The sequence below is a fragment of the Haematobacter genomosp. 1 genome, from assembly GCF_002196855.1.
Classification (GTDB): Bacteria; Pseudomonadota; Alphaproteobacteria; order Rhodobacterales; family Rhodobacteraceae; genus Haematobacter.
Genome location: NZ_NIPW01000034.1, coordinates 19,187 through 44,104, shown reverse-complemented (window position 1 = coordinate 44,104; position 24,918 = coordinate 19,187). Strand labels below are relative to the sequence as shown.

The 24,918-nt window shown below is 66.3% G+C and carries 30 protein-coding genes and 1 other RNA gene; 24 read left to right on the top strand and 7 right to left on the bottom strand.

Going from position 1 to position 24,918, the window contains the following annotated elements; all coding sequences use genetic code 11:
• Positions 1–47: 47 nt before the first annotated feature.
• Genes CDV49_RS16360 through CDV49_RS16350 form a run of 3 tightly spaced genes read left to right on the top strand, consistent with a single transcriptional unit; the run spans position 48 to position 2,185 of the window.
• A complete protein-coding gene (locus CDV49_RS16360) occupies positions 48–473 on the top strand; it encodes a Fur family transcriptional regulator (protein WP_088216479.1) in 426 nt (141 codons plus the stop codon).
• Positions 470–1,744, top strand: coding sequence for a phosphopyruvate hydratase (gene eno / locus CDV49_RS16355; protein WP_088216478.1), 1,275 nt, complete (start codon positions 470–472; stop codon positions 1,742–1,744). The genes CDV49_RS16360 and eno overlap by 4 nt, the downstream gene beginning before the upstream one ends.
• A gap of 12 nt (positions 1,745–1,756) precedes the next feature.
• Positions 1,757–2,185 carry a cupin domain-containing protein gene (locus CDV49_RS16350; protein ID WP_088216477.1) on the top strand — a complete coding sequence of 143 codons (429 nt, stop codon included), beginning with the start codon at positions 1,757–1,759 and terminating at the stop codon, positions 2,183–2,185.
• Positions 2,186–2,489: 304 nt separating this feature from the next.
• Here the strand turns inward: CDV49_RS16350 and CDV49_RS16345 are convergent, their stop codons facing one another.
• A complete protein-coding gene (locus CDV49_RS16345) occupies positions 2,490–3,620 on the bottom strand; it encodes an anhydro-N-acetylmuramic acid kinase (protein WP_256947379.1) in 1,131 nt (376 codons plus the stop codon).
• A 104-nt stretch (positions 3,621–3,724) separates the two neighbouring features.
• Here CDV49_RS16345 and tyrS point away from each other — a divergent pair, with 104 nt between their 5' ends.
• The 3 genes from tyrS (at position 3,725) to CDV49_RS16330 (ending at position 5,725) form a co-directional block, all read left to right on the top strand.
• On the top strand, positions 3,725–4,975 hold the full coding sequence (gene tyrS, locus CDV49_RS16340) for a tyrosine--tRNA ligase (protein WP_088216476.1): 1,251 nt from the start codon (positions 3,725–3,727) through the stop codon (positions 4,973–4,975).
• Positions 4,976–5,048: 73 nt separating this feature from the next.
• Positions 5,049–5,477 (top strand): TIGR01244 family sulfur transferase, encoded by a 429-nt coding sequence (locus CDV49_RS16335; protein ID WP_088216475.1) that lies wholly within the window; start codon positions 5,049–5,051, stop codon positions 5,475–5,477.
• Entirely contained in the window at positions 5,474–5,725 is a 252-nt protein-coding gene (locus CDV49_RS16330; RefSeq protein WP_088216474.1) for a hypothetical protein, read from the top strand. The genes CDV49_RS16335 and CDV49_RS16330 overlap by 4 nt, the downstream gene beginning before the upstream one ends.
• A 240-nt stretch (positions 5,726–5,965) precedes the next feature.
• Here the strand turns inward: CDV49_RS16330 and modA are convergent, their stop codons facing one another.
• Entirely contained in the window at positions 5,966–6,730 is a 765-nt protein-coding gene (gene modA / locus CDV49_RS16325; protein ID WP_179209243.1) for a molybdate ABC transporter substrate-binding protein, read from the bottom strand.
• Positions 6,731–6,779: 49 nt separating this feature from the next.
• A complete protein-coding gene (locus tag CDV49_RS16320) occupies positions 6,780–7,472 on the bottom strand; it encodes a metal-dependent hydrolase (protein WP_088216472.1) in 693 nt (230 codons plus the stop codon).
• A 59-nt stretch (positions 7,473–7,531) separates the two neighbouring features.
• Between CDV49_RS16320 and CDV49_RS16315 the strand changes: the two genes are divergently transcribed.
• From CDV49_RS16315 to CDV49_RS16240, 16 genes are all read left to right on the top strand, one after another.
• Positions 7,532–8,194 (top strand): ceramidase domain-containing protein, encoded by a 663-nt coding sequence (locus CDV49_RS16315; protein ID WP_088216471.1) that lies wholly within the window; start codon positions 7,532–7,534, stop codon positions 8,192–8,194.
• 30 nt (positions 8,195–8,224) lie between these two features.
• Entirely contained in the window at positions 8,225–8,512 is a 288-nt protein-coding gene (gene gatC / locus CDV49_RS16310; RefSeq protein ID WP_035741492.1) for an Asp-tRNA(Asn)/Glu-tRNA(Gln) amidotransferase subunit GatC, read from the top strand.
• Positions 8,509–9,996, top strand: coding sequence for an Asp-tRNA(Asn)/Glu-tRNA(Gln) amidotransferase subunit GatA (gatA, locus tag CDV49_RS16305; RefSeq protein ID WP_088216470.1), 1,488 nt, complete (start codon positions 8,509–8,511; stop codon positions 9,994–9,996). The genes gatC and gatA overlap by 4 nt, the downstream gene beginning before the upstream one ends.
• A gap of 28 nt (positions 9,997–10,024) precedes the next feature.
• Positions 10,025–10,627: a hypothetical protein gene (locus CDV49_RS16300; protein ID WP_256947378.1), complete on the top strand. Its 603-nt coding sequence runs from the start codon at positions 10,025–10,027 to the stop codon at positions 10,625–10,627.
• Positions 10,628–10,678: 51 nt separating this feature from the next.
• The gene (locus tag CDV49_RS16295) at positions 10,679–11,302 is read left to right on the top strand and encodes an N-acetylmuramoyl-L-alanine amidase (protein WP_088216468.1); all 624 of its coding nucleotides are present in this window, start codon (positions 10,679–10,681) and stop codon (positions 11,300–11,302) included.
• Positions 11,303–11,314: 12 nt separating this feature from the next.
• An RNA gene (rnpB, locus tag CDV49_RS16290) (RNase P RNA component class A) lies at positions 11,315–11,699 on the top strand.
• 81 nt (positions 11,700–11,780) lie between these two features.
• Entirely contained in the window at positions 11,781–12,344 is a 564-nt protein-coding gene (locus tag CDV49_RS16285; RefSeq protein ID WP_088216467.1) for a sugar O-acetyltransferase, read from the top strand.
• A 66-nt stretch (positions 12,345–12,410) separates the two neighbouring features.
• Positions 12,411–12,977: a NifU family protein gene (locus tag CDV49_RS16280; RefSeq protein WP_035741497.1), complete on the top strand. Its 567-nt coding sequence runs from the start codon at positions 12,411–12,413 to the stop codon at positions 12,975–12,977.
• Positions 12,967–13,644 carry a tRNA (adenosine(37)-N6)-threonylcarbamoyltransferase complex dimerization subunit type 1 TsaB gene (tsaB, locus tag CDV49_RS16275; protein WP_088216466.1) on the top strand — a complete coding sequence of 226 codons (678 nt, stop codon included), beginning with the start codon at positions 12,967–12,969 and terminating at the stop codon, positions 13,642–13,644. The genes CDV49_RS16280 and tsaB overlap by 11 nt, the downstream gene beginning before the upstream one ends.
• Positions 13,641–14,060 (top strand): ribosomal protein S18-alanine N-acetyltransferase, encoded by a 420-nt coding sequence (gene rimI, locus CDV49_RS16270; RefSeq protein ID WP_088216465.1) that lies wholly within the window; start codon positions 13,641–13,643, stop codon positions 14,058–14,060. The genes tsaB and rimI overlap by 4 nt, the downstream gene beginning before the upstream one ends.
• Positions 14,061–14,193: 133 nt before the next feature.
• Complete coding sequence (locus tag CDV49_RS16265) at positions 14,194–15,183, top strand: BMP family lipoprotein (RefSeq protein WP_088216464.1); 990 nt, start codon at positions 14,194–14,196, stop codon at positions 15,181–15,183.
• An 8-nt stretch (positions 15,184–15,191) separates the two neighbouring features.
• Entirely contained in the window at positions 15,192–16,754 is a 1,563-nt protein-coding gene (locus CDV49_RS16260; RefSeq protein WP_088216463.1) for an ABC transporter ATP-binding protein, read from the top strand.
• Positions 16,754–17,836: an ABC transporter permease gene (locus CDV49_RS16255; RefSeq protein ID WP_088216462.1), complete on the top strand. Its 1,083-nt coding sequence runs from the start codon at positions 16,754–16,756 to the stop codon at positions 17,834–17,836. The genes CDV49_RS16260 and CDV49_RS16255 overlap by 1 nt, the downstream gene beginning before the upstream one ends.
• Positions 17,836–18,801 carry an ABC transporter permease gene (locus tag CDV49_RS16250; RefSeq protein WP_179209242.1) on the top strand — a complete coding sequence of 322 codons (966 nt, stop codon included), beginning with the start codon at positions 17,836–17,838 and terminating at the stop codon, positions 18,799–18,801. The genes CDV49_RS16255 and CDV49_RS16250 overlap by 1 nt, the downstream gene beginning before the upstream one ends.
• Before the next feature lie 39 nt (positions 18,802–18,840).
• Positions 18,841–19,761: a sulfite exporter TauE/SafE family protein gene (locus CDV49_RS16245; RefSeq protein WP_088216513.1), complete on the top strand. Its 921-nt coding sequence runs from the start codon at positions 18,841–18,843 to the stop codon at positions 19,759–19,761.
• The gene (locus tag CDV49_RS16240; RefSeq protein ID WP_088216460.1) at positions 19,761–20,543 is read left to right on the top strand and encodes a TIGR02186 family protein; all 783 of its coding nucleotides are present in this window, start codon (positions 19,761–19,763) and stop codon (positions 20,541–20,543) included. Before CDV49_RS16245 ends, CDV49_RS16240 begins: the two co-directional genes overlap by 1 nt.
• Before the next feature lie 4 nt (positions 20,544–20,547).
• Here the strand turns inward: CDV49_RS16240 and CDV49_RS16235 are convergent, their stop codons facing one another.
• Genes CDV49_RS16235 through CDV49_RS20525 form a run of 3 tightly spaced genes read right to left on the bottom strand, consistent with a single transcriptional unit; the run spans position 20,548 to position 22,559 of the window.
• The gene (locus tag CDV49_RS16235; RefSeq protein WP_035741509.1) at positions 20,548–20,784 is read right to left on the bottom strand and encodes an Lrp/AsnC ligand binding domain-containing protein; all 237 of its coding nucleotides are present in this window, start codon (positions 20,782–20,784) and stop codon (positions 20,548–20,550) included.
• Positions 20,785–20,817: 33 nt separating this feature from the next.
• Positions 20,818–22,347, bottom strand: a complete 1,530-nt coding sequence (locus CDV49_RS16230; protein ID WP_088216459.1) for an ATP-dependent DNA helicase — start codon at positions 22,345–22,347, stop codon at positions 20,818–20,820.
• Between the two features lie 41 nt (positions 22,348–22,388).
• Complete coding sequence (locus tag CDV49_RS20525; protein ID WP_179209241.1) at positions 22,389–22,559, bottom strand: hypothetical protein; 171 nt, start codon at positions 22,557–22,559, stop codon at positions 22,389–22,391.
• A 126-nt stretch (positions 22,560–22,685) separates the two neighbouring features.
• Here CDV49_RS20525 and moaA point away from each other — a divergent pair, with 126 nt between their 5' ends.
• Entirely contained in the window at positions 22,686–23,690 is a 1,005-nt protein-coding gene (gene moaA, locus CDV49_RS16225; RefSeq protein ID WP_088216512.1) for a GTP 3',8-cyclase MoaA, read from the top strand.
• A 5-nt stretch (positions 23,691–23,695) separates the two neighbouring features.
• Here the strand turns inward: moaA and CDV49_RS16220 are convergent, their stop codons facing one another.
• Complete coding sequence (locus tag CDV49_RS16220) at positions 23,696–24,094, bottom strand: hypothetical protein (RefSeq protein WP_088216458.1); 399 nt, start codon at positions 24,092–24,094, stop codon at positions 23,696–23,698.
• 94 nt (positions 24,095–24,188) lie between these two features.
• Between CDV49_RS16220 and CDV49_RS16215 the strand changes: the two genes are divergently transcribed.
• Complete coding sequence (locus CDV49_RS16215) at positions 24,189–24,917, top strand: Crp/Fnr family transcriptional regulator (protein WP_088216457.1); 729 nt, start codon at positions 24,189–24,191, stop codon at positions 24,915–24,917.
• The last annotated feature ends 1 nt before the right edge of the window (position 24,918 follow it).

Below are 24,918 nucleotides of genomic sequence, written 5' to 3'. Positions count from 1 at the left end.
GCCGGAGCAGATCGCTTAAACCGCCCCAAACACCGAAGGATTGCGGGATGGAAAGCATCATCGCCCGTTGTGAGGCGCGCGGCCTGCGGCTGACCGAACAGCGCCGCGTGATCGCCCGTGTGCTGGAAACGGCAGACGACCACCCGGATGTCGAGGAACTTTACGCCCGCGCCAGTGCCATCGACCCGCGGATCTCCATCGCCACCGTCTATCGCACGGTGAAGCTCTTCGAGGAGGCCGGTCTGCTGGAGCGCCATGAGTTCGGCGACGGGCGCGCGCGCTACGAGGATGCGGAGCGCGACCACCACGACCACCTGATCGACATCACCACCGGCGAAGTCATCGAATTCGTCGATGAGGAAATCGAGGCGCTGCAGGAAAAGATCGCGCAGCGGCTCGGATACCGGCTGAAGGGCCACCGGCTGGAACTCTACGGCGTTCCGCAGCACAGGAAGGACAAGGACAGGGCATGAGCACGATCATCGACATCATCGGTCGCGAGATCATCGACAGCCGCGGCAACCCGACCGTCGAGGTCGACGTGATCCTGGAGGACGGCACGCTGGGCCGTGCCGCCGTGCCTTCCGGCGCCTCCACGGGCGCCCATGAGGCGGTGGAAAAGCGTGACGGCGACAAGGGGCGCTATCTCGGCAAAGGCGTGCTGGAGGCCGTGGCTGCGGTCAACGGCGAACTGGCCGAGGCGCTGGTGGGTGAGGACGCGACCGAACAGGTGGCCATCGACCGGCTGATGATCGAACTCGACGGCACGCCCAACAAGGCGCGGCTCGGTGCGAATGCCATTCTCGGCGTGTCGCTGGCGGTGGCGAAGGCGGCGGCGGATTTCACCTCCCAGCCGCTCTACCGCTATGTGGGCGGCACCTCTGCCCGCGTCCTGCCGGTGCCGATGATGAACATCATCAACGGCGGCGCGCATGCCGACAACCCGATCGACTTCCAGGAATTCATGATCATGCCCGTCGGCGCGGAGAACATCCGCGAGGCGATCCGCATGGGGTCCGAGGTCTTTCACACGCTGAAGAAGGAACTGTCGGCGGCGGGTCTGTCCACGGGGATCGGCGATGAGGGCGGCTTTGCCCCGGCGCTGTCTTCCGCGCGCGACGCGCTCGACTTCATCCTGAAGTCGGTCGAGAAGGCGGGATACCGGGTGGGCGAGGACATCTTCCTCGCGCTCGATTGCGCCTCGACCGAGTATTTCAAGGGCGGGAAGTATGAGCTGGAGGGCGAGGGCAAGTCGCTTTCCGCCGCCGAGAACGTCGATTACCTCGCCGCCCTCTGCGCCGACTACCCGATCATCTCCATCGAGGACGGCTGCGCCGAGGACGACTGGGAAGGCTGGAAACTGCTCACCGACCGTCTGGGCGACAAGGTGCAGCTGGTGGGCGACGACCTGTTCGTGACCAACCCCGTGCGTCTGGCCGAGGGGATCGCCAAGGGCTGCGGAAATGCTCTGCTGGTGAAGGTCAATCAGATCGGCACGCTCACCGAAACGCTTGCCGCTGTCGATATGGCGACCCGCGCGCGGTTCAACTCCGTCATGTCGCACCGCTCGGGCGAGACGGAGGATGCGACGATCGCCGATCTCGCCGTCGCGACCAATTGCGGCCAGATCAAGACCGGCTCGCTCGCCCGGTCCGACCGGCTGGCGAAATACAACCAGCTCCTCCGTATCGACGAGATGCTGGGCGAGACGGCGGAATATGCCGGCCGCTCCATCCTGAAGTAAGGCGGCAGGGGCATGGACGATGCGGAGCGGATCATCGCGGCGCTCGGCCTTGCCCCGCACCCGGAAGGCGGCTGGTTCCGTCAGACATGGATCGCGGAGGCCGCGACGGGGGAACGCCCGTCAGGCACCGCGATCCTTTTTCTTTTGCGGGCGGGCGAGCGGAGCCATTGGCACCGGGTGAACGCGACGGAGATCTGGCATTTCCATGCGGGCGCGCCGCTCACCCTCTCCCTCTCCGAACATGCGGAAGGTCCGGCGCGGCACCTGCGCCTCGGCCCGGATGTGCTGGCGGGAGACAGCCCGCAATGCATCGTCCCCGCGGGCCACTGGCAGGCGGCCCGTTCCACCGGCGCATGGACATTGGCCGGCTGCACCGTCAGCCCCGGCTTCACCTTCGCAGGGTTCGAGCTCGCGCCTCCTGGCTTCGATATCGGCGGTTAGCAGGCTGCTGAAGGAGGCCCTTGGTCTGCGTCGGAGCGGAGATCGTTGGCAATCTGAGGAAATCCGGTCGGAAATCTACTGATTTCGGGTCCAGCCGGGTCATTCGGGGACCGAGGCCGTGTCAAAACCCCGTCAGGTAGTGTAGCCGTATTGTTCCATAGCGGTCGAGTTGACCTGCGGAGTTCATCGTTTCTTGCGTCGCCCTTCGGAGGAAACGGTTTTGGACAGGTTCACGTATTCCGAGATCGACACAGCCTCGACCGATTTCCCGAGCATGGGCACCCCAGAACCCGTCTCCAGCCGCTCAGGCGGCCCGCGCATCCGGGCGGCTGATCCGGCCGCCTGTCACAGGCCGCGGCACGCCAGTGGTCATCCGCGCGGAGAGCGGCAGGCCACGCAGCACACGGACGGCGAGGAAGGCGAAGGCCTGTGCCTCCAGCATGTCGCCGTCGAGGCCCGCATCCTCCACCGGTGCGACGCGCGTGCCAAGCCGTTCTGCCAGCATCCGCATCAGCGTTGCATTGTGCCGCCCGCCCCCGGTCACCAGCACGCGCGAGACGGGCGTCGGGAAATGCCGGGCGCCCGCCGCGACAGTCGCCGCAACCGCAGCCGACAGCGTCGCCGCCCCATCCGCATCGGACAGCGTTTCGACCGAGGGCAGAAGCCCAGGAAAGCCGTTCCTGTCCAGTGACTTCGGCGGTCTCTGTGCGAAATAGGAATGGGCCAGCAGCGCCGCCACAGCGGCCTCATCCACCGTGCCGGAGGCGGCGAGTGCGCCCCCCTCATCCCGCGTGGCGCCCCGGCGCTGGCGGAGAAAGTCGTCGATCGGGGCATTCGCGGGCCCGGTGTCAAAGGCAAGGAGCGCGCCTTCGGCCTCCGGCGCGGGGCGGCGCGGATCGACCCAGGTGAAATTGCCGACACCCCCAAGGTTCAGGAAGGCCACAGGCTCCCGCTCCCCCGCCCAGCGGGCGCAGGCGAAATGGAAAAACGGCGCGAGCGGCGCCCCCTGCCCGCCTGCCGCGACATCGGCGGAGCGGAAGTCCCAGATCACCGGGCGGGCCAGCGCCGCCGCCAGCGCCGCGCCCGAGCCTGCCTGATGTGTCCCCCGCCCGCCGGGATCATGGGCCAGCGTCTGGCCGTGAAAGCCAGCGACCTCCCCCGCCAGCGGGGACATCAGCGCTGCATGGGCGGCCTCCACCACCCGCGCAGCCTCCGCCACCCCCGGCTCGCCGGGCCAGCGGCCGAGCGCGGCGCGCAGAACGTCCCGCTCCACTTCGGTATAGGGGCGGTAGGCGGAGGGGCCGAAGGTCTCTATCCGTTCGCCATCCGTCACGACCGTCGCCGCATCCACCCCGTCGAGCGAGGTTCCCGACATCGCGCCGAGCGCTGTCATCATCCGGTCCATGACCCCTCCGAAACCGTTCCGCGCCGCCATGACGCTTTCCCTTGCAGCCGCCCGGCGGTATAGGCGACGGCACATGGAGAGGCACCACGGGTGAGCCTTGGGATCCATGTCAGACAAGAGAGGATGAAAGGGCAATGGCCTTCCAACCGAAATCCGATTTTCTGAGCGTCATGATCGAGCGTGGCTATGTCGCCGACTGCACCGATTACGAGGCGCTGGACGCGGCTTTGGTGAAGGGGATCGTGCCCGCCTATATCGGCTATGACGCGACGGCCGCGTCGCTGCACGTGGGGCATCTGCTCAACATCATGATGCTGCGCTGGTTGCAGAAAACCGGGCACAAGCCGATCACGCTCATGGGCGGCGGCACCACCAAGGTGGGCGATCCCTCCTTCCGCAGCGAGGAACGCCCGCTGCTGACCCCCGAGCGGATCGACGAGAACATCGCCGGGATGAAGCAGGTGTTCTCCCGCTACCTCTCCTACGGGGAGGCGGGGAACGGCGCGCTGATGCTGAACAACGCCGAATGGCTGGATCACCTCAACTACCTCGAGTTCCTGCGGGACATCGGGCGGCATTTCTCGGTGAACCGGATGCTGTCGTTCGAATCGGTCAAGTCGCGGCTGGACAGGGAGCAGTCGCTCTCCTTCCTCGAATTCAACTACATGATCCTTCAGGCCTATGACTTTCTGGAGTTGAACCGCCGGTATGGCTGCCTGCTGCAGATGGGCGGGTCGGACCAGTGGGGGAACATCGTCAACGGCATCGACCTGACGCGCCGGGTGATCGACGAGGAGATCTACGGTCTCACCTCGCCGTTGCTCACGACATCGGACGGGCGGAAGATGGGCAAGTCGGCGGGCGGCGCCGTGTGGCTGAACGCGCAGATGCTCTCACCCTACGAGTTCTGGCAGTTCTGGCGGAATACCACGGACGCGGATGTGGCCCGGTTCCTGAAGCTCTACACCGAATTGCCGGTCGCGGAATGCGAGCGGCTGGGGGCGCTCGCGGGGTCGGAGATCAACGGCGCGAAGATCATCCTCGCCAACGAGGTCACCACGCTCCTTCACGGTGCGGAGGCGGCGGAGGCGGCGGAGGCCACGGCGCGCGAGGTATTCGAAAAAGGCGGGATCGGGGACGATCTGCCCACGCTCGCGCTTGAAAGCGGGGAAGTGGGCGAGGGTATCACGCTGGCCCAGCTCGTCGTGCGGTCGGGGCTGGCGAAATCGGGCAAGGATGCGAAACGCCTGATCGCCGAGGGTGGCCTGCGCGTCAACGACGCGGCGGAGGCCGATGCGGGGCGAATGTTCGCGCCTGCCGATCTTGCGGAGCCGGTGAAGCTCACCGCGGGGCGGAAGCGTCACGCGCTGGTCGTATTGAACTGACCGGGCGGGGGCCGCGGGCGTTGCGCCTGCTGCCCCCATCCGTATGCTGCGGGCAAGGATCAAGGAGAACACCATGGATATCCGCGCCCTGACTGACGACTACGCCGTCTCGCCCCAGATCGACCCGTCCGACATTCCGGCGATCAAGGACGCGGGCTATACCACCATCATCTCCAACCGCCCGGATGCGGAGAACCCGCCGGAGCTGCGTAACGACGAGATGCGCCGCGCGGCGGAGGCAGCCGGACTGACCTTCGTGGAAAACCCGGTGATCGGCGGCGCGCTCACCGAGGACAACGTGACGGCGCAGGCCGCCGCACGGGAGGCGGCGACAGGGCCGGTGCTGGCCTACTGCGCCTCCGGCAACCGGTCGTCCATCATGTGGGCGCTGACGGAGGCGGGCAATCTCGCCACGGACGACATCATCGCGACGCCGTCGCGCTATGGCTACAACCTCGAACCCGTGCGCGGGCTGATCGACGCGCTGGCCGCGCGGAAGTGATCCTGCGCTTCGCCGGCAGCCACGCCTATCCGGGCTGTCGCGTCGGACTGGCGGAGGCCGTGGGCGATACGCTGGCGGAATTTTCCGACGGCAGCACCGCCCCTGCCATGGCAGAGCGGCAGGGCACGGGCTGGGACATTCGGATCGCCCCTTACCGGACAGCGCGGGGCACCGCCATCGCCGCCGGGAACTGGCGGTTGTCGCCCGTTGGCGACGGCTGGAAGGTCACGACACGGCTCGGCGGGTGACGCGGCAGCCTGTGCCGAACGAAACATGCAGCCTGTGCCGGGCGAAACAGAATGTGAGAGCGCGCAGTCCTCTCATCCGGCTTTCGGCAGAGGTGCTTTCAGCCCCATTTGGGCAGAGCACGCCCGGTCCGCTGCCGAAAGTCTTCAGATCAACGCGGGCGCAGGGGGCCGGGAAGTCCGGCCGCCTGCATCAAGGCGGGCGCAGGGACCGGGAAACCTGCCGCCCGCGACCCGCGCCGTTCAGTGCATCGACACGAAGCCATGCGCCTCGAACAGCGCACGGATCGGCTCGGAGGACAGGAAACTGACGAAGCCATCCGCTTCGGAAGGATGGGGCGGCTCCTTCATCACCGCGATCGGATAGAAGATCGGCGCGTGGCTTTCCGGCGGGAAGGTGGCAACGATGGTCACCGCCTTCTGCGCGACCGCATCCGTGCCATAGGCGACGCCATAGGCCGCCTGCCCCTCGGCGACGGCAGCAACCACCCCCGGCTCCGTCTCTGCGGTCAGCAGATGCGGCTCCACCATCTCCCAGACCCCGAGATGGCGGAGCGATTCGCGCCCGTAGTCACCAAGCGGCAACCCCTCTGCCGCCAAAGCCACCTTGCCCTCGGCCAGAAGTCTGGCGGCATCCGGGCTTTCGAGCGGGACGGGATCCGTATGCCCCGGCCCGCCGATCAGCACGAGCGTGTTGCCCAGCAGGTCGAACCGCTTGCCCTCCGCGATGAACCCGCCCGCATCCAGCAGGTCCATGGATTCCGCATCGGAGGACAGGAACACATCCACATCCGCGCCCTCCGCCACCTGCCGCGCCAGTTCCGAGCTGGCCCCATAGGTGATGAGCGCCCGCTCCCCGCTCGTCCGCGCCCACTCCGCCGCGGCGAGGTCGAGCGATGCCTTGAGGCTGGTGGGCGCAAAGACCACCACCGGCTCCGCCGCGTGAACAGGCAGGCTAGCCAAGCTCAGGCCAGCGGCGAGCAGAAGGCGGCGTGTCAGATCGAACATGGGGTTCCTCCTTGGATCGGAACGAGGGGCGCGTCGGAAGAGGCGCATGTCAGAGCGGCACGGGGGTCAGCACTTCCGGCTCATGCACCGTCACGCCGGGCAGGCCGGCCTGCAGGACCGAGGCATCCTGCGCGAGCAGCGGGAAGGTCCGGTAATGGCTGGGCAGGACAAGCGAGAAATCGAAGAACGTCTTCGCGGCATAGGCGGCACGGGTCATGTCCATCGTGTAATGTCCGCCCGCACAGAGGATGCCGATATCGGGCGCATGCAGATCCGCGATGATCTTCATGTCGGCCATCACATCGGTATCGCCGGAGAAATAGATCGTCCGCCCCTCGCCCGCGATGACATAGCCCGATTCCGTGCCGGCATAGATCGTCTGGCCGTCCACGGTCATGGAGGAGGAATGCGTGGCGTTGACCATCGTCACCTTTGCGCCGTTCAGATCGACCGTGCCGCCCTTGTTGAAGTCGATGGTCTTGCAGCCGTGACGCTCCGCGAAATAGCCCATCAGTTCGGGGATACCAACCAGCGGGATGCCAAGTTCCCCCGCGATGGCGAGCATGTCGCCGGTATGGTCGTTGTGGCCATGCGTCAGCACGATGTGGGTCGCGCCCCTGATGGCATCCGCGCGGCGGCCCTCCGGGAACATCGGGTTGCCGGTCAGCCACGGGTCCACCAGCAGAACCGCGCCCTCGACCTCGATGCGCCAGCCGCCATGGCCAAGCCAGATGATCTGCATGGATTTCTCCTTTATTGTTCCGCCCGAAAGGTAGCCGCGCCGCGCGGGAATGGAAACGCATGGACTGGAGCCGGACGATAGACGCCTATTGCGAGCGGACGGACGCCTCCTTCTGGTCGGAGCCGCTGAATGCCGTCACCAACCTGGCCTTTCTCATCGCGGCCCTTGTGTCCTGGCGGCGGATCAGCGGGGAGCGGCTGCCGCTGGCCGGTGTGCTCTGCGCGCTCCTGGCGCTGATCGGCATCGGATCCTTCCTGTTTCACACTTTCGCGACCCGCTGGGCGGCGCTGGCCGATACGCTGCCGATCCTTGCCTTCATCCTCGCCTATCTTTTCACGGCGAACCTGCATTTCCTGCGGCTCCGCTGGCCCCTGGCCCTGATCGGTGTGGCGTTGTTCTTTCCCTTCGCCGCTCTGGTCACCCCGTTTCTGGCGGGTGTGCCGCTGCTGGGCCGATCCGCCGCCTATCTGCCGGTGCCGCTCCTGATCCTGTTCTACGCGCTCCTGCTGTCGTCTCGCGCCCCGCAGACGGCCGGGGGGCTGGCGCTCGGAGCGTGCATCCTGCTTCTGTCGCTCACCGCCCGCTCCGCCGACGGGCTGGTCTGCGCCCGCCTGCCGATGGGCAAGCATCTGCTCTGGCACGTGCTGAATGCGCTGATGCTCGGCTGGATGATCGAGGTCTATCGGCGTCACATGCTTGCGGAACGGGGCCTGCCTCGCTAAACGATCCCGGTCCTGACGCGGAGACACCCCATGTCCATCGACACCGATACCGCGCGCCGCGTGGCGCACCTTGCCCGTATCCGGGTGGAGGAGACCGACCTGCCCGCGCTGGCGCAGGAACTGTCGAACATCCTCACCTTCATGGAACAGCTCAATGAGGTGGATGTGGAGGGCGTGGAGCCGATGACCTCGGTCACGCCCATGCGGCTCAAGCGTCGTCAGGACGTGGTGACGGAAGGGGAGATGCAGGACAGGATCCTCGCCAATGCCCCCGATGCCCGCGAAGGATTCTTTGCCGTGCCGAAGGTGGTGGAATGACCGAAGTCCTGCCGAACCGTCTGACCATCGCAGATGCGCGCGACGCGCTCCGCAAGGGCGACATCACCTCCGTCGAACTGACGGAATCCTGCCTTGAGGCGATTGCCGCGGCGGGGGCGCTGAACGCCTTTGTCCACACCACCCCGGAAATCGCGCTGCACCGCGCGACGGAGGCCGACAAACGGCTGGCCGGGGGCGATGCGCCCGCCATGTGCGGCATCCCGATCGGGGTGAAGGATCTGTTCTGCACCGAGGGCGTGGCCTCGCAGGCCGCCTCGCGCATTCTGGAGGGCTTCCGTCCGGGCTACGAATCGACCGTCACGCAGCAGTTGCGCGATGCGGGCGCCGTGATGCTGGGCAAGCTGAACATGGACGAATTCGCCATGGGCAGCTCCAACGAAACCTCCGTTTACGGCGATGTGGTGAACCCGTGGAAGGTGGACGACCGCAACCTGACGCCCGGCGGCTCCTCCGGCGGATCGGCGGCGGCGGTGGCGGCGGACCTGTGCCTTGGCGCCACGGGAACGGATACCGGCGGCTCCATCCGCCAGCCCGCCGCCTTCACCGGCATCGTGGGCATCAAGCCGACCTACGGGCGCTGCTCCCGCTGGGGCACCATCGCTTTCGCCTCCTCGCTGGATCAGGCGGGGCCGATGACCAAGACGGTGCGCGACGCGGCCATCATGCTGGAAGCGATGTCCGGGCCGGACGCGAAGGATTCCACCTCCGCCGACCTCGCCGTGCCGAATTTCGAGGCCGCGCTCACCGGTGACATCCGCGGCAAGCGCATCGGCATCCCGCGCGAATACCGCATGGACGGCATGCCCGACGAGATCGAGGCGCTCTGGAAACAGGGGACCGAAATGCTCCGCGACGCGGGGGCGGAGATCGTGGACATCTCCCTCCCCCATACGAAATACGCGCTGCCGGCCTATTACGTGATCGCGCCGGCGGAGGCGTCCTCCAACCTCGCGCGATATGACGGGGTGCGCTATGGCCACCGGGCAAAGCTCGGGCCGGGCGAAGGCATCGTGCAGATCTATGAAAAGACCCGCGCCGAAGGCTTCGGCAAGGAAGTCCAGCGCCGGGTCATGGTCGGCACCTACGTGCTCTCCGCGGGGTTCTACGACGCCTACTACAACCGCGCCCGCAAGGTCCGCGCGATGATCAAGCATGACTTCGACGTGGTCTTCGGCGACGGGATCGACGCGATCCTGACACCGGCCACGCCCTCTGCGGCATTCGGTCTGGGTGAAATGGCCGATGCGGATCCGGTAAGGATGTACCTCAACGACGTCTTTACCGTGACGGTCAACCTCGCGGGCCTGCCGGGGATTTCGGTGCCTGCGGGGCTGGACCGGCAGGGCCTGCCGCTGGGCCTCCAGCTTATCGGCAGGCCGTGGGAGGAGGGCGAGCTTCTCAATGCGGCCTTCGCACTGGAGACCGCTGCGGGATTCGTTTCCAAGCCCGCGAAATGGTGGTAAGGCGCTAGAAAATCAAATGGGTTGCCCGATGCGCCTTACCTTCGCTGTCCTCGCTCTCTCTGCCCTTGCTGCCTGCTCCTCCGAAGGGAGTTATCAGGAATACATGCACATGCGTGAGGGGGGCGCGGCTGGCGCCGCGCCGGCCAGTGCGATCGGCGGGCCTTCAGTCTCGTCCTCCACCCTCGGCGCACCCGCCGCCACCTACGGCGACACGGCGCCAGCGCAGGAGCGCGCGGCGGTGTTCACCGGCATCTCCGACGAGCAGAGCTTTGCCGCCGTCCGCTCGCGCGAGACGATCGAGAGCGACAAGGCCCGCATCGAGGCCAACGCCCGCAGCTACCAGCAGGTTGCGGCGGTTCCCCTGCCCCAGCGCACCAATACCGGGCCGAATATCGTGGCCTATGCGCTCCAGACCACCAACAACGTGGGAGAGCAGCGTTACAGCCGCGTGAACCCGTTCCGGGGCAATATGAACGCCAGCGCCTGCGCGCGCTATGCCTCGCCCGATCTCGCCCAGCAGGCGTTCCTTGAGGCGGGCGGCCCGGAGAACGACCGGCGCAGCCTTGATCCCGATGGCGACGGTTTCGCCTGCGACTGGGATCCGACGCCCTTCCGCAACGCGATGCGCTGACCCGTGGCCTCGCCGAACTTCGGCGAGCGTCGGGACGGCGCGCGGCCAGACATGGTGGTGATCCACTACACCGCGATGACCGATTTCCGCGCGGCGGAGGAGCGGCTGTGCGATCCCGCGGCGGAAGTGTCGGCCCACTGGCTGATCGGCAAGGACGGCGCAACGCTGCCGCTGGTGGAGGAGAGCCGCAGGGCATGGCACGCGGGGGCCGGCCAATGGGGCGCCGTGACCGACGTGAACTCCCGCTCCATCGGCATCGAGCTTGACAATACCGGCGCGGAGCCGTTCTCCGCCCCGCTGATGGCATCGCTGGAGCGGCTGCTGGCCGACATCCTCGACAGATGGGCCATTCCGCTGGAGCGGGTGATTGCCCATTCCGACATGGCGCCCGCACGCAAGATCGACCCCGGTCCCCGGTTCGACTGGCGGCGGCTCGCGCTGTCCGGTCTGTCGGTCTGGCCGGAGGCGGCAGAGGGGGGCGGAGCATGTCTGGACGGGCTTCCGGCCTCTCTCCGCGCCTTCGGCTACCCGGAGGGTGATGCGGCGCTGCTGCTCTCGGCCTTCCGGCTCCGCTTCCGCCCCTGGGCCGATGGGCCCGCCGACCCCGTGGATGCGGCGCTGGCCGCCGACCTTGCCCGTCGCTTTCCCGTTGACCAGAGGCGGGGGAGCGTCTAGCTCTCTCCCCGCGCGGATGGCCGGATGACCGCGGGGGCCGCAAGGCCCGCGAGGAAAGTCCGGACTCCATGAAGCAACGGTGCCGGGTAACGCCCGGCCGGGGCAACCCGAGGGAAAGCGCCACAGAGAACAGACCGCCCGCGGTTCGCCGCTGGCAAGGGTGAAACGGTGGGGTAAGAGCCCACCGCGGGACTGGCAACAGGACCGGCTTGGCAAGCCCCACCGGGAGCAATGCCGAATAGGGGCCTCGCGCCTTCCGCTCCGGCGGAGGCAGGGACGCTTCAGCCCGGAGGCCCGGGTTGGCAGCTTGAGCCCGGAGGTAACTCCGGGCCTAGAGGAATGGTCATCCAGGGGGTCCGCCCCCGGACAAAATCCGGCTTACAGGCCATCCGCGCATACAGACCAATGGGCAACGGACACCGGAAGCCCGACCACCGGAAAAACTGCGGAAGCCCCGAAGCCGCCCGCGGAGGATGCCATGACTGACGACCGGACCCAGAAACAGCGGATGCTGGCGGGGGAACTCTATCTGGCGAACGATCCCGAACTGGTGGCCGAACATCTTTCGGCGCAACACCTGCTTGCGGTCTTCAATGCCAGCGCGCCCGATGAAACCGCGGTGAGGGATCATCTGCTGTCCCGGCTGTTCCGCCACTGGGGCGATGGTGCAGTGCTGAAACCCGCCTTCCGCTGTGATTACGGCATCCACATCTCCATCGGCGCGCGCAGCTTCGTGAACTACGACTGCGTCTTTCTCGACTGCAACCGCATCGACATCGGGGAAGAGGTGCAGATCGGCCCCGGCGTGCACATCTATACGGCAACCCATCCCCTCGACGCCGCCACCCGGCGCTCCGGGCTCGAATCGGCCCTGCCCGTGCGGGTGGGCGACGGCGCGTGGATCGGCGGCGGCAGCATCCTCTGCCCCGGCGTGACGGTGGGCGCGAACACCGTCATCGGTGCGGGCAGCGTGGTGACGCGCGACCTGCCCGGCGGGGTGCTCGCGGTGGGAAATCCCTGCCGTGTGCTCCGGCCGATTTAGAATCGTTCCAGAAATCTTGACTTTCCCTGTCGGAATCGACATCTTGGCGGCAACAGGAGACAGCCCATGTTCATCCAGACAGAGACGACCCCGAACCCCGCCACGCTGAAATTCCTTCCCGGCCTGACCGTGCTGGAGGTCGGGACCGCCGATTTCCCGAACGAGGGCGCGGCCGACCGTTCCCCCCTCGCCCGCCGCATCTTTGCGGTGGAGGGCGTGACGGGTGTGTTCTTCGGCACCGATTTCGTGACGGTGACCAAGGCCGAAGGCGTCGCCTGGGAGCACATCAAGCCCGCGATCCTCGGCGCGATCATGGAGCATTATCAGTCCGGTATCCCGGTGATGGAGGGGGAGGCCCCGAAGGCCAACTCCGGCCACCGCGAGCATACGGGAGAGGATGCGGACATCGTCGAGCAGATCAAGGAACTGCTGGACACGCGTGTCCGCCCTGCCGTGTCCCAGGACGGCGGCGACATCACCTTCCACGGGTTCGACCGGGGCGTCGTCTATCTGCACATGCAGGGGGCCTGCGCGGGCTGCCCGTCCTCCACCCTCACGCTGAAGATGGGGATCGAGAACCTGCTGCGCCACTATATCCCCGAGGTGATCGAGGTCAGACCCGTTGCCGCCTGAGCCGCTGATTCTCGCCTTCGACACATCGGCCGCGCATTGCGCGGCCGCTTTGCTCTCCGGAGACCGGCTGCTTGTTTCGCGGCAGGAGGCCATGGAAAAGGGGCAGGCGGAGCGGCTGATGCCGCTGCTGGAGGAGGTGCTGGCGGAGGCGCAGGCCGGCTGGCGCGATCTCTCGGCGCTCGGCGTGGGCGTGGGGCCGGGCAATTTCACCGGCATCCGCATCGCCGTCGCCGCGGCGCGCGGGCTGGCGCTGTCGCTCGGCCTCCCCGCCATCGGCGTCAGCCGGTTCGAGGCGCTGGCGGTCGGCACCCAGCGCCCGGTTCTCGTCAGTCTCGATGCACGCCGCGATCATGTGTGGCTCTGTCCCCTGCGCGCTGAGGGCGGATCGCTGCCCCGGGGAACAAGCGAAGGCGCTGTGCTGGCCGACCCGAAGTCCCTGCCGGAGGGACTGGCAGAGAGCCAGCTTCCTGTTCTGGGCCACAGAGCTGCGGAGATCGCGCGCCTGACAGGGGGGGGAGCACTTGGGCCGGGGCTGCCGGTTGCGGAGGGCGTGGCCCGGCTCGCGGCTGAGCGGCGGCACCGCCCGGCTTCTCCGCCGGCCCCTCTCTACCTCCGCCCCGCCGATGCGGCGCCGCCCGCGGACCCGCCGCCGCTCATCCTGCCATGACGCCGGCGGAGCTTGCACAGCTTCACGCGGAAAGTTTCACCACGCCCCGCCCCTGGTCGGAGCGGGAGATGGCGGAGGTACTGGCCGGGCGCGGCGTCTTTCTGCTGAGGGAAGGCGCTGCCTTTCTCATCGGCCGGGTCATCGCGGATGAGGCGGAGTTGCTGACGCTTGCCGTCTCCTCCGCGTTTCGCCAGCGGGGTATCGGGCGACGGCTGGTCGAGGGGTTTGCGGCGGAGGCGGCGCGGCGCGGCGCGGCAAGCGCGTTTCTGGAAGTCGCCGCCGACAATGCCCCGGCGCGCGCGCTCTATGCCGCGACAGGTTTCCGGGAGGCCGGGCGCCGCAGGGGGTACTACGCCACCCCCGATGGCCGTTCCGTCGATGCGGTGGTCATGACACGGGCACTCTCCCCCTCCTGAACCGCCCCGCCACCGTCTGCGCCAGAAATCTGTTGACCGCCCGCAGGGGCTGCGGCCAAATCGTGCTGGGCGAAGACCCGGCTGTCGCCACTGGGACCGGGCGGCTGGCAGACAGGCAACAAGGAGACATTTCATGGGTTTGATGCGGACCTATCTCGGCGCCGCCGCTGCGCTGTTTCTGGGCGCGGGCGTTGCCGCAGCCGATCCGGCGCTGATCTTCGATCTCGGCGGGAAGTTCGACAAATCCTTCAACGAAGCAGCCTATGGCGGGGCGCAGCGCTGGGTCGCGGCATCGGGCGGCAGCTACCGTGAGCTTGAGATGCAGTCGGAGGCGCAGCGGGAGCAGGCGCTTCGCCGTCTGGCCGAAAGCGGTTCCAACCCCATCGTGATGACCGGCTTCGCCTTCGGCGACGTGTTGAACAAGGTTGCCCCGGACTATCCCGACACCAAATTCGTCATCATCGACATGGTCGTCGATCAGCCGAACGTGCGCTCCGTCATCTTCACGGAGGAGCAGGGGTCATATCTTGTGGGCATCATGGCCGCGATGGCCTCCAAGACGGGCACGGTCAGCTTCATCGGCGGCATGGATATTCCGCTCATCCACAAGTTCGCCTGCGGCTTTGTGCAGGGTGTGAAGGCGACCAATCCCGGCGCCAAGATCATCCAGAACTACGTGGGCACCACGCCCACCGCCTGGAACGACCCGGTGAAGGCCGGTGAGCTGACCCGCGCCCAGAAGTCGCAGGGCTCGGACGTGGTCTATGCGGCGGCAGGCGGTTCCGGCATCGGGGTTCTGCAAGCCGCCGCGGATGAGAAGATGCTGTCGATCGGTGTCGATTCGAACCAGAACTTCCTGCATCCGGGACAGGTTCTGACCTCCATGATCAAGCGCGTGGACAATGCCGTGTTCGAGGCCTTCACCGAAGGCGGGAACCTGGCACCGGGGCTCAAGGTGATGGACCTGGCCTCCGAAGGGGTAGGGTATGCTCTGGATGAGAACAACGCCGCTCTCGTCACCCCGGAGATGAAAGCCGCCGCAGACAAGGCTGCCACGGAAATCTCGGCCGGAACGCTCAAGGTGCACGACTACATGACCGACAACACCTGCCCCGTGCAGTGAGCGACGCGATGACGGGAGGCGGCGACGGCAGGGACACGGCGGCGCCCCTCGCCATCGAACTCAGGGGCGTGTCCAAATCCTTCGGCGCGGTTCAGGCCAACCGGGACATCTCGCTCAAGGTGCGCAAGGGCACGATCCACGGCATCATCGGCGAAAACGGCGCCGGGAAATCGACGCTCATGTCGATCCTGTTCGGGTTCTATCAGGCCGATGCGGGAGAAATTCTGATCGACGGCAAAGTGACCGCGATCCCGGACAGCCAGTCCGCGATCCGGGCGGGCATCGGCATGGTATTCCAGCATTTCAAGCTGGTGGAGAACTTCACCGTGCTGGAGAATGTCGTGCTCGGCGCGGAAGGCGGGCGCTTGCTGCGCCCCGCGCTCGCGCGGGCGCGGAGCCTGCTTGTGGACCTCGCCCGTGATTATGAGCTGAACGTGGACCCGGATGCGCTGGTGGAGGAGCTTTCCGTCGGCCATCAGCAACGGGTGGAAATCCTCAAGGCGCTCTACCGGCAGGCCAATATCCTGATCCTCGACGAACCGACGGGCGTGCTGACCCCGGCGGAGGCGGACCACCTGTTCCGCATCCTCCGCGCGCTCCGGGACGAGGGCAAGACCATCCTCCTCATCACCCACAAGCTGCGCGAGATCATGGAGGTGACCGATGCCGTCTCCGTCATGCGGCGCGGGGAGATGGTGGCGACGCTGCCCACGCGGGACACCACACCGGAGGCGCTGGCGGAGCTGATGGTCGGGCGCAAGGTGCTCCTCCGCGTGGAGAAGGAGGAGGCGACGCCCGGCCCTGTCGTGCTGTCGGTCGAAAACCTGACCGTGCGCGACCCCTCCGGCGTGGAGCGGGTCAAGGATGTCTCCCTCACCGTGCGGGCGGGGGAGATCGTCGGCATCGCGGGGGTTGCGGGAAACGGACAGTCGGAACTTCTGGCGGTGCTGGGCGGTATCATGCCCGCCGCCTCCGGTCACCTCCTGCTCAACGGCCGCGCCTTGCCGCTGTCGGGGCGGGAGGCGAACGGACGGACCCGCAGGAAGGCGGGCATCGCCCATGTGCCGGAGGACCGCCATCACCTTGGCCTGATCCTCGATTTCACGGCGTGGGAGAACGTGGCCTTCGGCTATCAGGACGACCCGGCCTACCGGCGCGGCCCGTTCATGCAGAACGGCGTGCTGATCGGGGAGACGGAGGCGAAGATGCAGCGTTTCGACGTGCGCCCGCCCCTTCCCCGCCTTGAGGCCAAGAATTTCTCGGGCGGCAACCAGCAGAAGATCGTTCTGGCGCGGGAGATGGAGCGCAACCCGGACCTGCTGTTGATCGGCCAGCCGACGCGGGGGGTGGATATCGGGGCGATCGAATTCATCCACCGGCAGATCGTCGCCCTGCGCGATGCGGGCAAGGCGATCCTGCTGGTTTCCGTTGAACTGGACGAGATCCGCGCGCTCTCCGACCGGATCGTGGTGATGTGCGGCGGTGAGATCATGGGCGAACGCGCGCCCGAAACGACCAGTGAACAGGAACTCGGCATGATGATGGCAGGAATGGACGGGAAGGCCGCGTGATGCCGAAATGGGCCGATGTCTTTCTCGTGCCGCTGATCAGCATCCTGCTGGCCTTCATCATCTCCGCGCTGGTGATCCTCGCCATCGGCGCCGACCCGGTGGAGGCGATCCGCACGATGGTGACGGGCGCGCTCGGCTCCTCCTACGGCTGGGGTTTCACGCTCTATTATGCCACCTCGTTCATGTTCACCGGGCTGTCGGTGGCCGTGGCCTATCACGCGGGCCTGTTCAATATCGGCGGCGAGGGGCAGGCGACGCTGGGCGGCCTCGGCGTTGCGCTCGTCTGTCTGGCGCTGCCGTGGACCTCTTGGTGGCTGGCGCTTCCCGCCGCGATGATCGGCGCGGCGGTGTTCGGCGCGGCCTGGGCCGCGATCCCCGCCTGGCTTCAGGCGCGGCGGGGCAGCCACATCGTCATCACCACCATCATGTTCAACTTCATTGCCGCGGCATTGCTGAACTATCTGCTGGTGAACATTCTGCGGCCCATAGGCTCCATGGACCCCGCGACGGCCCGTTTTCCCGCAGGGGCCACCCTGCCCCGCCTGTCGGAAATCCTCGCGCTCGTGGGTATTCCGTTCAACAACCGCAATCCGGCCAATATCACCTTTCTGATCGCCGTTGCCGCCTGCATCGCAGTCTGGCTCCTCATCTGGCACACGCGTCTGGGCTATGAGATCCGCGCCTTCGGCAAATCGGAATCCGCCGCGCGCTATGCCGGTATCTCGCCCACGCGGATCACCATGTGGGCCATGCTCATCTCCGGCGGGCTGGCGGGGATGATGGCCATCAACAACGTCATGGGGGAGGCCCAGCGGCTGGTGCTGAACTCCGTCGAAGGGGCGGGCTTCATCGGCATTGCCGTGGCGCTCATGGGCCGTTCGCATCCGGTGGGGATTTTCCTCGCCTCCCTGCTGTTCGGATTTCTCTATCAGGGCGGCGCGGAGCTTTCGCTCTGGATGGCGATCCCGCGTGAACTGATCACCGTGATACAGGCGCTGGTCATCCTGTTCACCGGCGCGCTGGACAACATGGTCCGCATGCCGGTGGAGCGGCTGTTTCTGAAATTCGGGAGAAAGGGCTGATGGACGCGGCCACGATCCTGCAGATCCTCGACAGCACGATCCGCCTCGGGACACCGCTGCTGCTGGCCTGTCTGGCGGGGATGTTCTCCGAACGGGCGGGGATTTTCGACATCGGGCTGGAGGGCAAGATGCTCGCCGCCGCGTTCCTGTCAGCGGCGGTGGCGGCGGTGACGGGCAATGTCTGGATCGGCCTGCTGGCGGGAATAGCGGCCTCGCTGGCGCTGTCGGCCATTCACGGCCTCGCCTCCATCACCTTCCGCGGCAATCAGCTCATCTCCGGCGTGGCGATCAACTTCCTGGCCTCCGGCTTGACGGTGCTGATCGGGCAGAACTGGTTCCAGCTCGGCGGACGCACCCCGTCGCTGGAGGGCGCGGCGCGGTTTCAACCCATCACGCTGCCCTTTGCGGAGACATTGCGCCATGTCCCCGTCATCGGCCCGATCTATGCGGAGCTGATCTCCGGTCATACCATCCTTGTCTATGTCGCGTTCCTGCTCGTCCCGGCGAGCGCGTTTCTCCTCTACCGCACGCGGTTCGGCCTCCGGCTCCGGGCGGTGGGGGAGAACCCGGCGGCTGTGGACACGGCGGGCGTGTCCGTCACGCGGCTGCGCTATGCGGCCGTGGCGATCTGCGGGGTGCTTACCGGGCTTGCGGGCGCCTATCTGGCGACCGGGCTCTCCGCGGGCTTCGTCAAGGAGATGACCGCGGGGCGCGGCTATATCGCGCTGGCCGCGCTGATCTTCGCCAAGTGGCGGCCATGGTATGCTCTCGGCGCGACGATGCTCTTCGGCTTTCTGGAGGCGCTGACCAACCGCTTCCAGACGATCGAAATTCTGGGCATCACCGTGCCGGTGCAGGTCATGCAGGCGCTGCCCTATGTGTTGACGGTCATCATTCTCGCCGGCTTTGTCGGTCGGGCTGTTCCTCCGCGCGCGGGCGGGGTAGCCTATGTGAAGGAGCGGTAGCCGCGGGCGCGCCGAACCGCCCGCGCGGGGAATGAGATGCTGCAAGTCTATCTGCCGATCGCCGAGGTTTCCGTCAATGGCGGGATCGTCTTCGCGATAGGCGCCATCGTCGGTATCCTGTCGGGCGTCTTTGGCGTGGGCGGCGGGTTCCTCATCACTCCCGCGCTGTTCTTCATCGGCATTCCGCCGCCCGTCGCAGTCGCAACCGGCGCCAACCAGGTGGTCGCCTCCTCCGTCTCGGGCGTTCTTGGTCACCTTCGCCGCAAGACCGTGGATCTGAGGATGGGCACCGTACTGCTCGTCGGCGGTCTCATCGGTTCATTGATCGGGATCTGGCTGTTTAACCGGTTGAAGGCGCTGGGGCAAATCGACCTGATCGTGCAGCTTTCCTACGTTGTGCTGCTCGGGACGGTGGGCCTGCTCATGTTTCAGGAAAGCCTCCGCGCGTTGCGACGGCAGCGGATGCAAGGCCCGGTCCGCATCCGGCGGAGCCAGCATCTGTGGGTCCACCGGTTGCCCTTCAAGATGAAGTTCCGGGCGTCCGGCCTTTATATCTCCGTCATTCCGCCGATGCTGGTGGGGTGCCTCGTGGGGATCATGGCGGCGATCATGGGCGTGGGCGGCGGCTTCCTGATGGTGCCCGCGATGATCTACCTGCTCGGCATGCCGACCAAGGTCGTGGTGGGCACATCGCTTTTCCAGATCATCTTCGTCACCGGCTTCACCACGCTCATGCAGGCGTGGACCAACCAGGCGGTGGACCTCATCCTCGGCACCCTGCTGATCATCGGCGGCGTGATCGGGGCGCAGATCGGCACGCGGCTCGGCGCCAGACTCCGGGCGGAGCAGCTCCGGGTGCTGCTGGCAGTTCTCGTGCTGCTCGTCTGCGGGCGGCTGGCCTATGATCTCGTCGTGACGCCGCCGGAGCTTTTCTCCATCGCGCGCGGGGGCGGGTTCTGATGCGCTTTCTCCCGCTGTTCCTGTTGCTCCTCACCCTCCTGCCGTTCACCGCAGACACGCAGACCCGCCCGACGGGTGAAAGGATCGTGGCGGGCTTCAGCCACGACTTCATCGACATCAGCGCGCGTTTCGACGGGTCGGAGATCCTCGTCTTCGGCGCCGTCCGGCGGGAGCAACCGATTCCAGAGGACAACCCCCTGGGTATCATCGTCACCGTCGAGGGACCGCCGGAGACGCTGACCGTCCGCAAGAAAAGCCATGAGTTCGGCATCTGGATGAACACGCAGAACGTCCGTATCCGCTCCGCGCCGAGCTTCTATGCCGTCAACACTTCCTGGCCTGTTTCCTTCATGCTGACGCCGGAGCAGGACCGGCAATACGGCATCACCCTGCCGCGGCTCATCTACATCGCGGGGCGGGACGTGTCGGAGGAGGAGGAACCGGCCTTCGTCGATGCGCTGATCCGAATTCGCCGGGAATCGGGAACATATCAGGTCAACGAGCGCGCCGTGTCGCTGGAGGAATCAACGCTGTTCCAGACGCGGGTGGAGCTGCCCTCCACGCTGGTGGAAGGGACTTATATCACCCGCATCTACCTGACGCGGGAGGGGCAGGTGATCGACCGCTACGAAAGCCACCTGCCAGTGTACAAGGTGGGGGTGGAGCGGTGGGTGCATCTTCTGGCGGTGGAGCAGCCGTTGATGACGGGGATTCTCGCCCTCGTGGTGGCCGTCGTGGCAGGGTGGGGCGCCTCGGCGCTGTTCCGGTCGCTCCGGCTCTGAGCGGTCAGAACGCCTTGAACGTCATGGTCGTCAGGCTGCGCTGGATATCCGCGATGTCGAATAGGTTCTCGGCCAGCCAGCGGCCGGTATCCTCTTCCTCGGGGATGTAGATCTTGGCGAGGAGATCCCATTCGCCGGAGGTGGAGTAGAGTTCGGAGACCACCTCCCGGTCATAGATCGCATCGGCAACCTCATAGGTCTTGCCGGGAGTGCAGCGAAGCTGAACAAAGATGCAGCGCATGGCATTTCCTTTCCAAATCATCCCGAACGGGGGTCATTCCTCCGCTTCGGCGGCGAGTTCCAGCGTGGGCCGCGCACCGGCCAGATCGGCAACACCCAGCGCCGCCGTCGGCCGCGCCAGCCGGTTGCGCACCACCCAGAGCAGCCGTTTCTCCGCCCGCGTGATAGCCACATAGGCAAGCCGCTTCCACAGGGGAAGTCCCGCCTCCATCCGCCCGGTCTGCGCCGCGGCCCAGAGATCGGGGGCAAAGACCTGCACGGCCTCCCATTGCGAGCCCTGCGCCTTGTGGATTGTCACCGCCGCGCCGTGCAGAAAGGTGGCGCCCATCCGCGCGGCAAAGGGGATGAAGGGCTCCTCCTCATCCGGCTTTTCGATCTTGACGATGGAGGCGGCGGAGACCTGCGGATCCTCCGCCCCCAACACGTGCAGACGGGAGAAGCCCGGCTTGCGCCCCTCGCCCAGATAGATGACCTGCGCGCCCTTGATGAGCCCGCGCGCCTCAAGGTCGATCCGCTTCTTGCGATGCTTCAGCGGCAATTCGATCCCGTCGCAGATCAGCGGCTCACCGGGCAGCAGCGCATCCTCCGGCGCACCGAAGGCCGCCCGGAACGCCTGGATGAGCCGGATCCGCGTGACATTGCGCCAGACCAGCACCGGGGAGCGCGCCATCAGATCGGACTCCACCCGCTGGCTCACCACCACGCGGGGGTCGCGCCGGGCCGCGTCCTCCACCATCGCCTCGAACCGCTCGAAGGTCAGCGCGGGATCGGCCAGCGCATGGGCGAGATCTAGGATCGGGTTGTCCTCCGCCTGCCGGTGAATTCGGGAAAGGTGCAGGACCCGCTTCTCCCCCAGCCCCTCGAAGGCCATTTCGCCCGACTGCCCCACGGGCGCGAGCTGCGCCGGATCGCCGAAGAGCACAAGCGTCGGAAAGATTTCCTGCAAATCCTCGAACTGGCGGGCGTCGAGCATGGAGGCTTCGTCCACGAAACCGATGTCCAGCGGATCCTCTCGCCGCTTCCAGCCCCGAATGAAGTCGGACCCGCGCAGCCCCGCGGTGGCAAGCGCGCCGGGGATCGACTTCATCTGATCGTAGAACGCCTTGGCCCGGTCCAGCGCGGCTTCCGCCATGCCCTCCACCACCGGGCGCTCACCGCCGTTCGCAAGCCATTCGGCCAGCCGCTCATATTGCGGATCATAGACGGGCGTATAAAGGATACGGTGGATCGTCGTCGCCGGCACCCCGCGGGAGCGGAGCACGCTCGCCGCCTTGTTAGTGGGGGCGAGCACCGCCAGCGTCCGCCGCTCCTTCCGCCGCCGCCCTTCCCAGTCGCCGGAGACGATCTCGACCCCGGCATCTTCCAGCGCCTTCGTCAGACTGGCGAGCAGCATCGTCTTGCCCGAACCCGCCTTGCCCGTGACCGCCAGAACCGAAGGCGCTTCCCCACCGGCGGGTTGAAGGGTTCCGTCGATCAGGTCCACCCCGGCCCCGGCCAGCATTTCGGCAAGTCGATCCCAGGCCTCGGCCTGATCGGGAGAGAGGGGGAGCATGTCGGCAGCCATGGCGCGACCCTATCCCGACAGCCGGGCACGCGCCAGCCGGATCAGCCGGGTTGTGGGGGCGGATGCGGAGCATCCTGCGGCCCGGCGTCGATCTCCCGCCGCGCCACCTCCTCCGCGATCACGATCTGATCGGAGAGAAGCGGCAGACCGTTCAGTTCTGAAAAGCGGCGCAAATCCGCGAGGACATCAAAAATCCAGTCATGCCGCGTCACAAATGCTCTCCATTATCGAAACATCTTGAGGTTAGCATGTCTTTCCCCTGCAACCGTGCGCAAATCAGCAGCATTGGGGAGACGCGCCTGCTTGCCGCGGCAGCCCGCGAAGCCTATCTTCTCAATATGACAACGCCGTTGATCGATCCTTTTGCGCGCGCAATACGTTACCTCAGGGTATCGGTGACAGACCGTTGTGATTTCCGCTGCGTTTACTGCATGGCGGAAAACATGACCTTTCTTCCGAAGGCAGAGCTTCTGACACTGGAGGAGTTGGACAGGATCTGTTCCGGCTTCGTGGCCCTGGGGGTCGAAAAGCTCCGCATTACCGGGGGGGAGCCGCTTGTCCGGCGGGGGATCATGACCTTTTTCCGGGCGATGGGGCGTCATCTGGAAAGCGGCGCCTTGAAGGAACTTACGCTGACGACCAACGGCTCGCAGCTTGCCCGCCACGCTGCGGAGTTGGTGGATTGCGGCGTCAGGCGGGTGAATGTCTCGCTCGACACGCTGGACGCGGGCCGCTTTGCGGAAATCACCCGCTGGGGACGGCTGTCACAGGTTCTGGAGGGGCTGGAAGCGGCAAAAGCTGCGGGTCTTCGGGTCAAGATCAATACCGTGGCGCTGAAGGGCGTCAACGAGGATGAGCTTGAGACGCTGGTCCAATGGTGTGCCGCCGAGGGTTACGACCTGACCTTCATCGAGGTCATGCCGATGGGCGATATCGGCAATGAAAACCGGCTGGACCAGTTCTGGTCACTTCGCGACCTGCGTGCGCGCCTTGCGCAGAGCTGGACCCTGACCGACCTTACGGAGCGGACGGGCGGCCCCGCCCGCTATGTGCGGCTGGAGGAAACCGGCCAGAAGATCGGCTTCATCACGCCGCTCTCACATAACTTCTGCGAAAGCTGCAACCGTGTCCGCCTTACCTGCACGGGGGAGCTTTTCATGTGTCTGGGGCAGGAGGACAAGGCGGACCTGCGCGCGCCCCTGCGCGAAGGCGCGGACGATGCAGTGCTGGAGACCGCCATCCGCGCCGCCATCGCGCGCAAGCCCAAAGGCCATGATTTCGACTATTCCCGCCAGACCGTCGCGGGAACCATGTCCCGCCACATGAGCCATACCGGCGGCTAGTGGCGTCAGTTCACCTGACCGGGAAGGCGCGCCAGCAGGGTGTCGACCATGTCGCCGGTGAACGGCTCCCGAAGCAGCAACCAACCTTCGGACAATGCGTCTTCTTCCGCCAGCGAACCGCTGACGACAATGACCTGTCCTCCCCGCTCCGCCACGGACCGGTGAAGCCCGGAGTCGAGGATCGCCTGCTTTCGCATCGACAGGAACGCGGCCGTAACGTCCGACATTTCCGCCATGGCATGATGGGCGATGTCGGCGCGGGAAAAGACCTGAACATCACATTCCCCCGCCGATCCGCGGATCGCCTCCACAATATCGGTCGCGATAAGCGGCAGGGGTTCGACCACAATGAACCGCGCAACTTCGGGCCGCCGTACTACGGAAAATCCGGATCCTTCCGTCAAGGCTCCCTCCATATCTTAAAATGTCGTATCCTGTCTTTGGAACATTCCAGCGCCGTCGTCATTAAACTACGACATACCAAAAGGAGCGACCGGCATGACGGTATCGTGTACTGCCTGCCCTCTTCGCCGCCGCCCTGCCTTCCTTCCCATGACCTCCGAAGAGCTGCGTTTCATGGAGCGTTTCAAGCGGGGTGAGATGATCGTCTCGCCCGGCACTCCCCTTTTCAGCGAGGGGGAACAAAGTCGAAACATGTACACCGTATTCTCTGGAATGGGATTGAAATACAAGAGCTTGGAGGATGGCCGCCGCCAGGTGGTGAACTTCGTCTTTCCCGGAGATTTCGTTGGGCTGCAAAACGCAATCAGCGCCGGAATGCAGTTCGGGATAGAGGCCACGACCCCCATGACCCTCTGTGTCTTCGACCGGTCGCGATTGGGGGAACTGTTCACGAGCCAACCGACGCGCGCTTATTCGCTGACATGGATCAGTGCGGCGGAGGAGTATTTTCTGGGTGACGCATTGGCGACAATCGGCCAGCGGGACGCGCGGGAGCGGCTGGCCTGGGCCATGGCGCGCATCTTCGGACGGCTGACCGCGCTTGGTCTCGCGGAGGGGCAGACCGTGCCCTTTCCCTACCGGCAGCAGGATCTCGCGGATGCGGTCGGGCTGTCGCTCGTCCATACCAACAAGATGCTGGCGCGCCTGCGGCTCGACGGGCTGGCGGACTGGGCGGGTGGGCGGCTCACCGTGCCGGATGTCCAGCGGCTGGGGGCGGCGGCGATGATGGATGAACTCATCCCGCCGCCGCGCCCGATCTTCTGAC

Excerpts from the sequence above, each read along its gene's own strand:
- CDV49_RS16300 (WP_256947378.1), top strand. The coding sequence starts at position 10,025 with ATGCGCCTTACCTTCGCTGTCCTCGCTCTCTCTGCCCTTGCTGCCTGC.
- gatC (WP_035741492.1), top strand. The coding sequence starts at position 8,225 with ATGTCCATCGACACCGATACCGCGCGCCGCGTGGCGCACCTTGCCCGT.
- CDV49_RS16315 (WP_088216471.1), top strand. The coding sequence starts at position 7,532 with ATGGACTGGAGCCGGACGATAGACGCCTATTGCGAGCGGACGGACGCC.
- moaA (WP_088216512.1), top strand. The coding sequence starts at position 22,686 with ATGACAACGCCGTTGATCGATCCTTTTGCGCGCGCAATACGTTACCTC.
- CDV49_RS16335 (WP_088216475.1), top strand. The coding sequence starts at position 5,049 with ATGGATATCCGCGCCCTGACTGACGACTACGCCGTCTCGCCCCAGATC.
- CDV49_RS16280 (WP_035741497.1), top strand. The coding sequence starts at position 12,411 with ATGTTCATCCAGACAGAGACGACCCCGAACCCCGCCACGCTGAAATTC.
- rimI (WP_088216465.1), top strand. The coding sequence starts at position 13,641 with ATGACGCCGGCGGAGCTTGCACAGCTTCACGCGGAAAGTTTCACCACG.
- CDV49_RS16285 (WP_088216467.1), top strand. The coding sequence starts at position 11,781 with ATGACTGACGACCGGACCCAGAAACAGCGGATGCTGGCGGGGGAACTC.
- CDV49_RS16250 (WP_179209242.1), top strand. The coding sequence starts at position 17,836 with ATGGACGCGGCCACGATCCTGCAGATCCTCGACAGCACGATCCGCCTC.
- CDV49_RS16265 (WP_088216464.1), top strand. The coding sequence starts at position 14,194 with ATGGGTTTGATGCGGACCTATCTCGGCGCCGCCGCTGCGCTGTTTCTG.
- tyrS (WP_088216476.1), top strand. The coding sequence starts at position 3,725 with ATGGCCTTCCAACCGAAATCCGATTTTCTGAGCGTCATGATCGAGCGT.
- CDV49_RS16215 (WP_088216457.1), top strand. The coding sequence starts at position 24,189 with ATGACGGTATCGTGTACTGCCTGCCCTCTTCGCCGCCGCCCTGCCTTC.
- CDV49_RS16255 (WP_088216462.1), top strand. The coding sequence starts at position 16,754 with ATGCCGAAATGGGCCGATGTCTTTCTCGTGCCGCTGATCAGCATCCTG.
- CDV49_RS16350 (WP_088216477.1), top strand. The coding sequence starts at position 1,757 with ATGGACGATGCGGAGCGGATCATCGCGGCGCTCGGCCTTGCCCCGCAC.
- eno (WP_088216478.1), top strand. The coding sequence starts at position 470 with ATGAGCACGATCATCGACATCATCGGTCGCGAGATCATCGACAGCCGC.
- CDV49_RS16230 (WP_088216459.1), bottom strand. The coding sequence starts at position 22,347 with ATGGCTGCCGACATGCTCCCCCTCTCTCCCGATCAGGCCGAGGCCTGG.
- CDV49_RS16260 (WP_088216463.1), top strand. The coding sequence starts at position 15,192 with ATGACGGGAGGCGGCGACGGCAGGGACACGGCGGCGCCCCTCGCCATC.
- CDV49_RS16360 (WP_088216479.1), top strand. The coding sequence starts at position 48 with ATGGAAAGCATCATCGCCCGTTGTGAGGCGCGCGGCCTGCGGCTGACC.
- CDV49_RS16345 (WP_256947379.1), bottom strand. The coding sequence starts at position 3,620 with ATGGCGGCGCGGAACGGTTTCGGAGGGGTCATGGACCGGATGATGACA.
- CDV49_RS16235 (WP_035741509.1), bottom strand. The coding sequence starts at position 20,784 with ATGCGCTGCATCTTTGTTCAGCTTCGCTGCACTCCCGGCAAGACCTAT.
- CDV49_RS16320 (WP_088216472.1), bottom strand. The coding sequence starts at position 7,472 with ATGCAGATCATCTGGCTTGGCCATGGCGGCTGGCGCATCGAGGTCGAG.
- CDV49_RS16240 (WP_088216460.1), top strand. The coding sequence starts at position 19,761 with ATGCGCTTTCTCCCGCTGTTCCTGTTGCTCCTCACCCTCCTGCCGTTC.
- CDV49_RS16295 (WP_088216468.1), top strand. The coding sequence starts at position 10,679 with ATGGTGGTGATCCACTACACCGCGATGACCGATTTCCGCGCGGCGGAG.
- gatA (WP_088216470.1), top strand. The coding sequence starts at position 8,509 with ATGACCGAAGTCCTGCCGAACCGTCTGACCATCGCAGATGCGCGCGAC.
- modA (WP_179209243.1), bottom strand. The coding sequence starts at position 6,730 with ATGTTCGATCTGACACGCCGCCTTCTGCTCGCCGCTGGCCTGAGCTTG.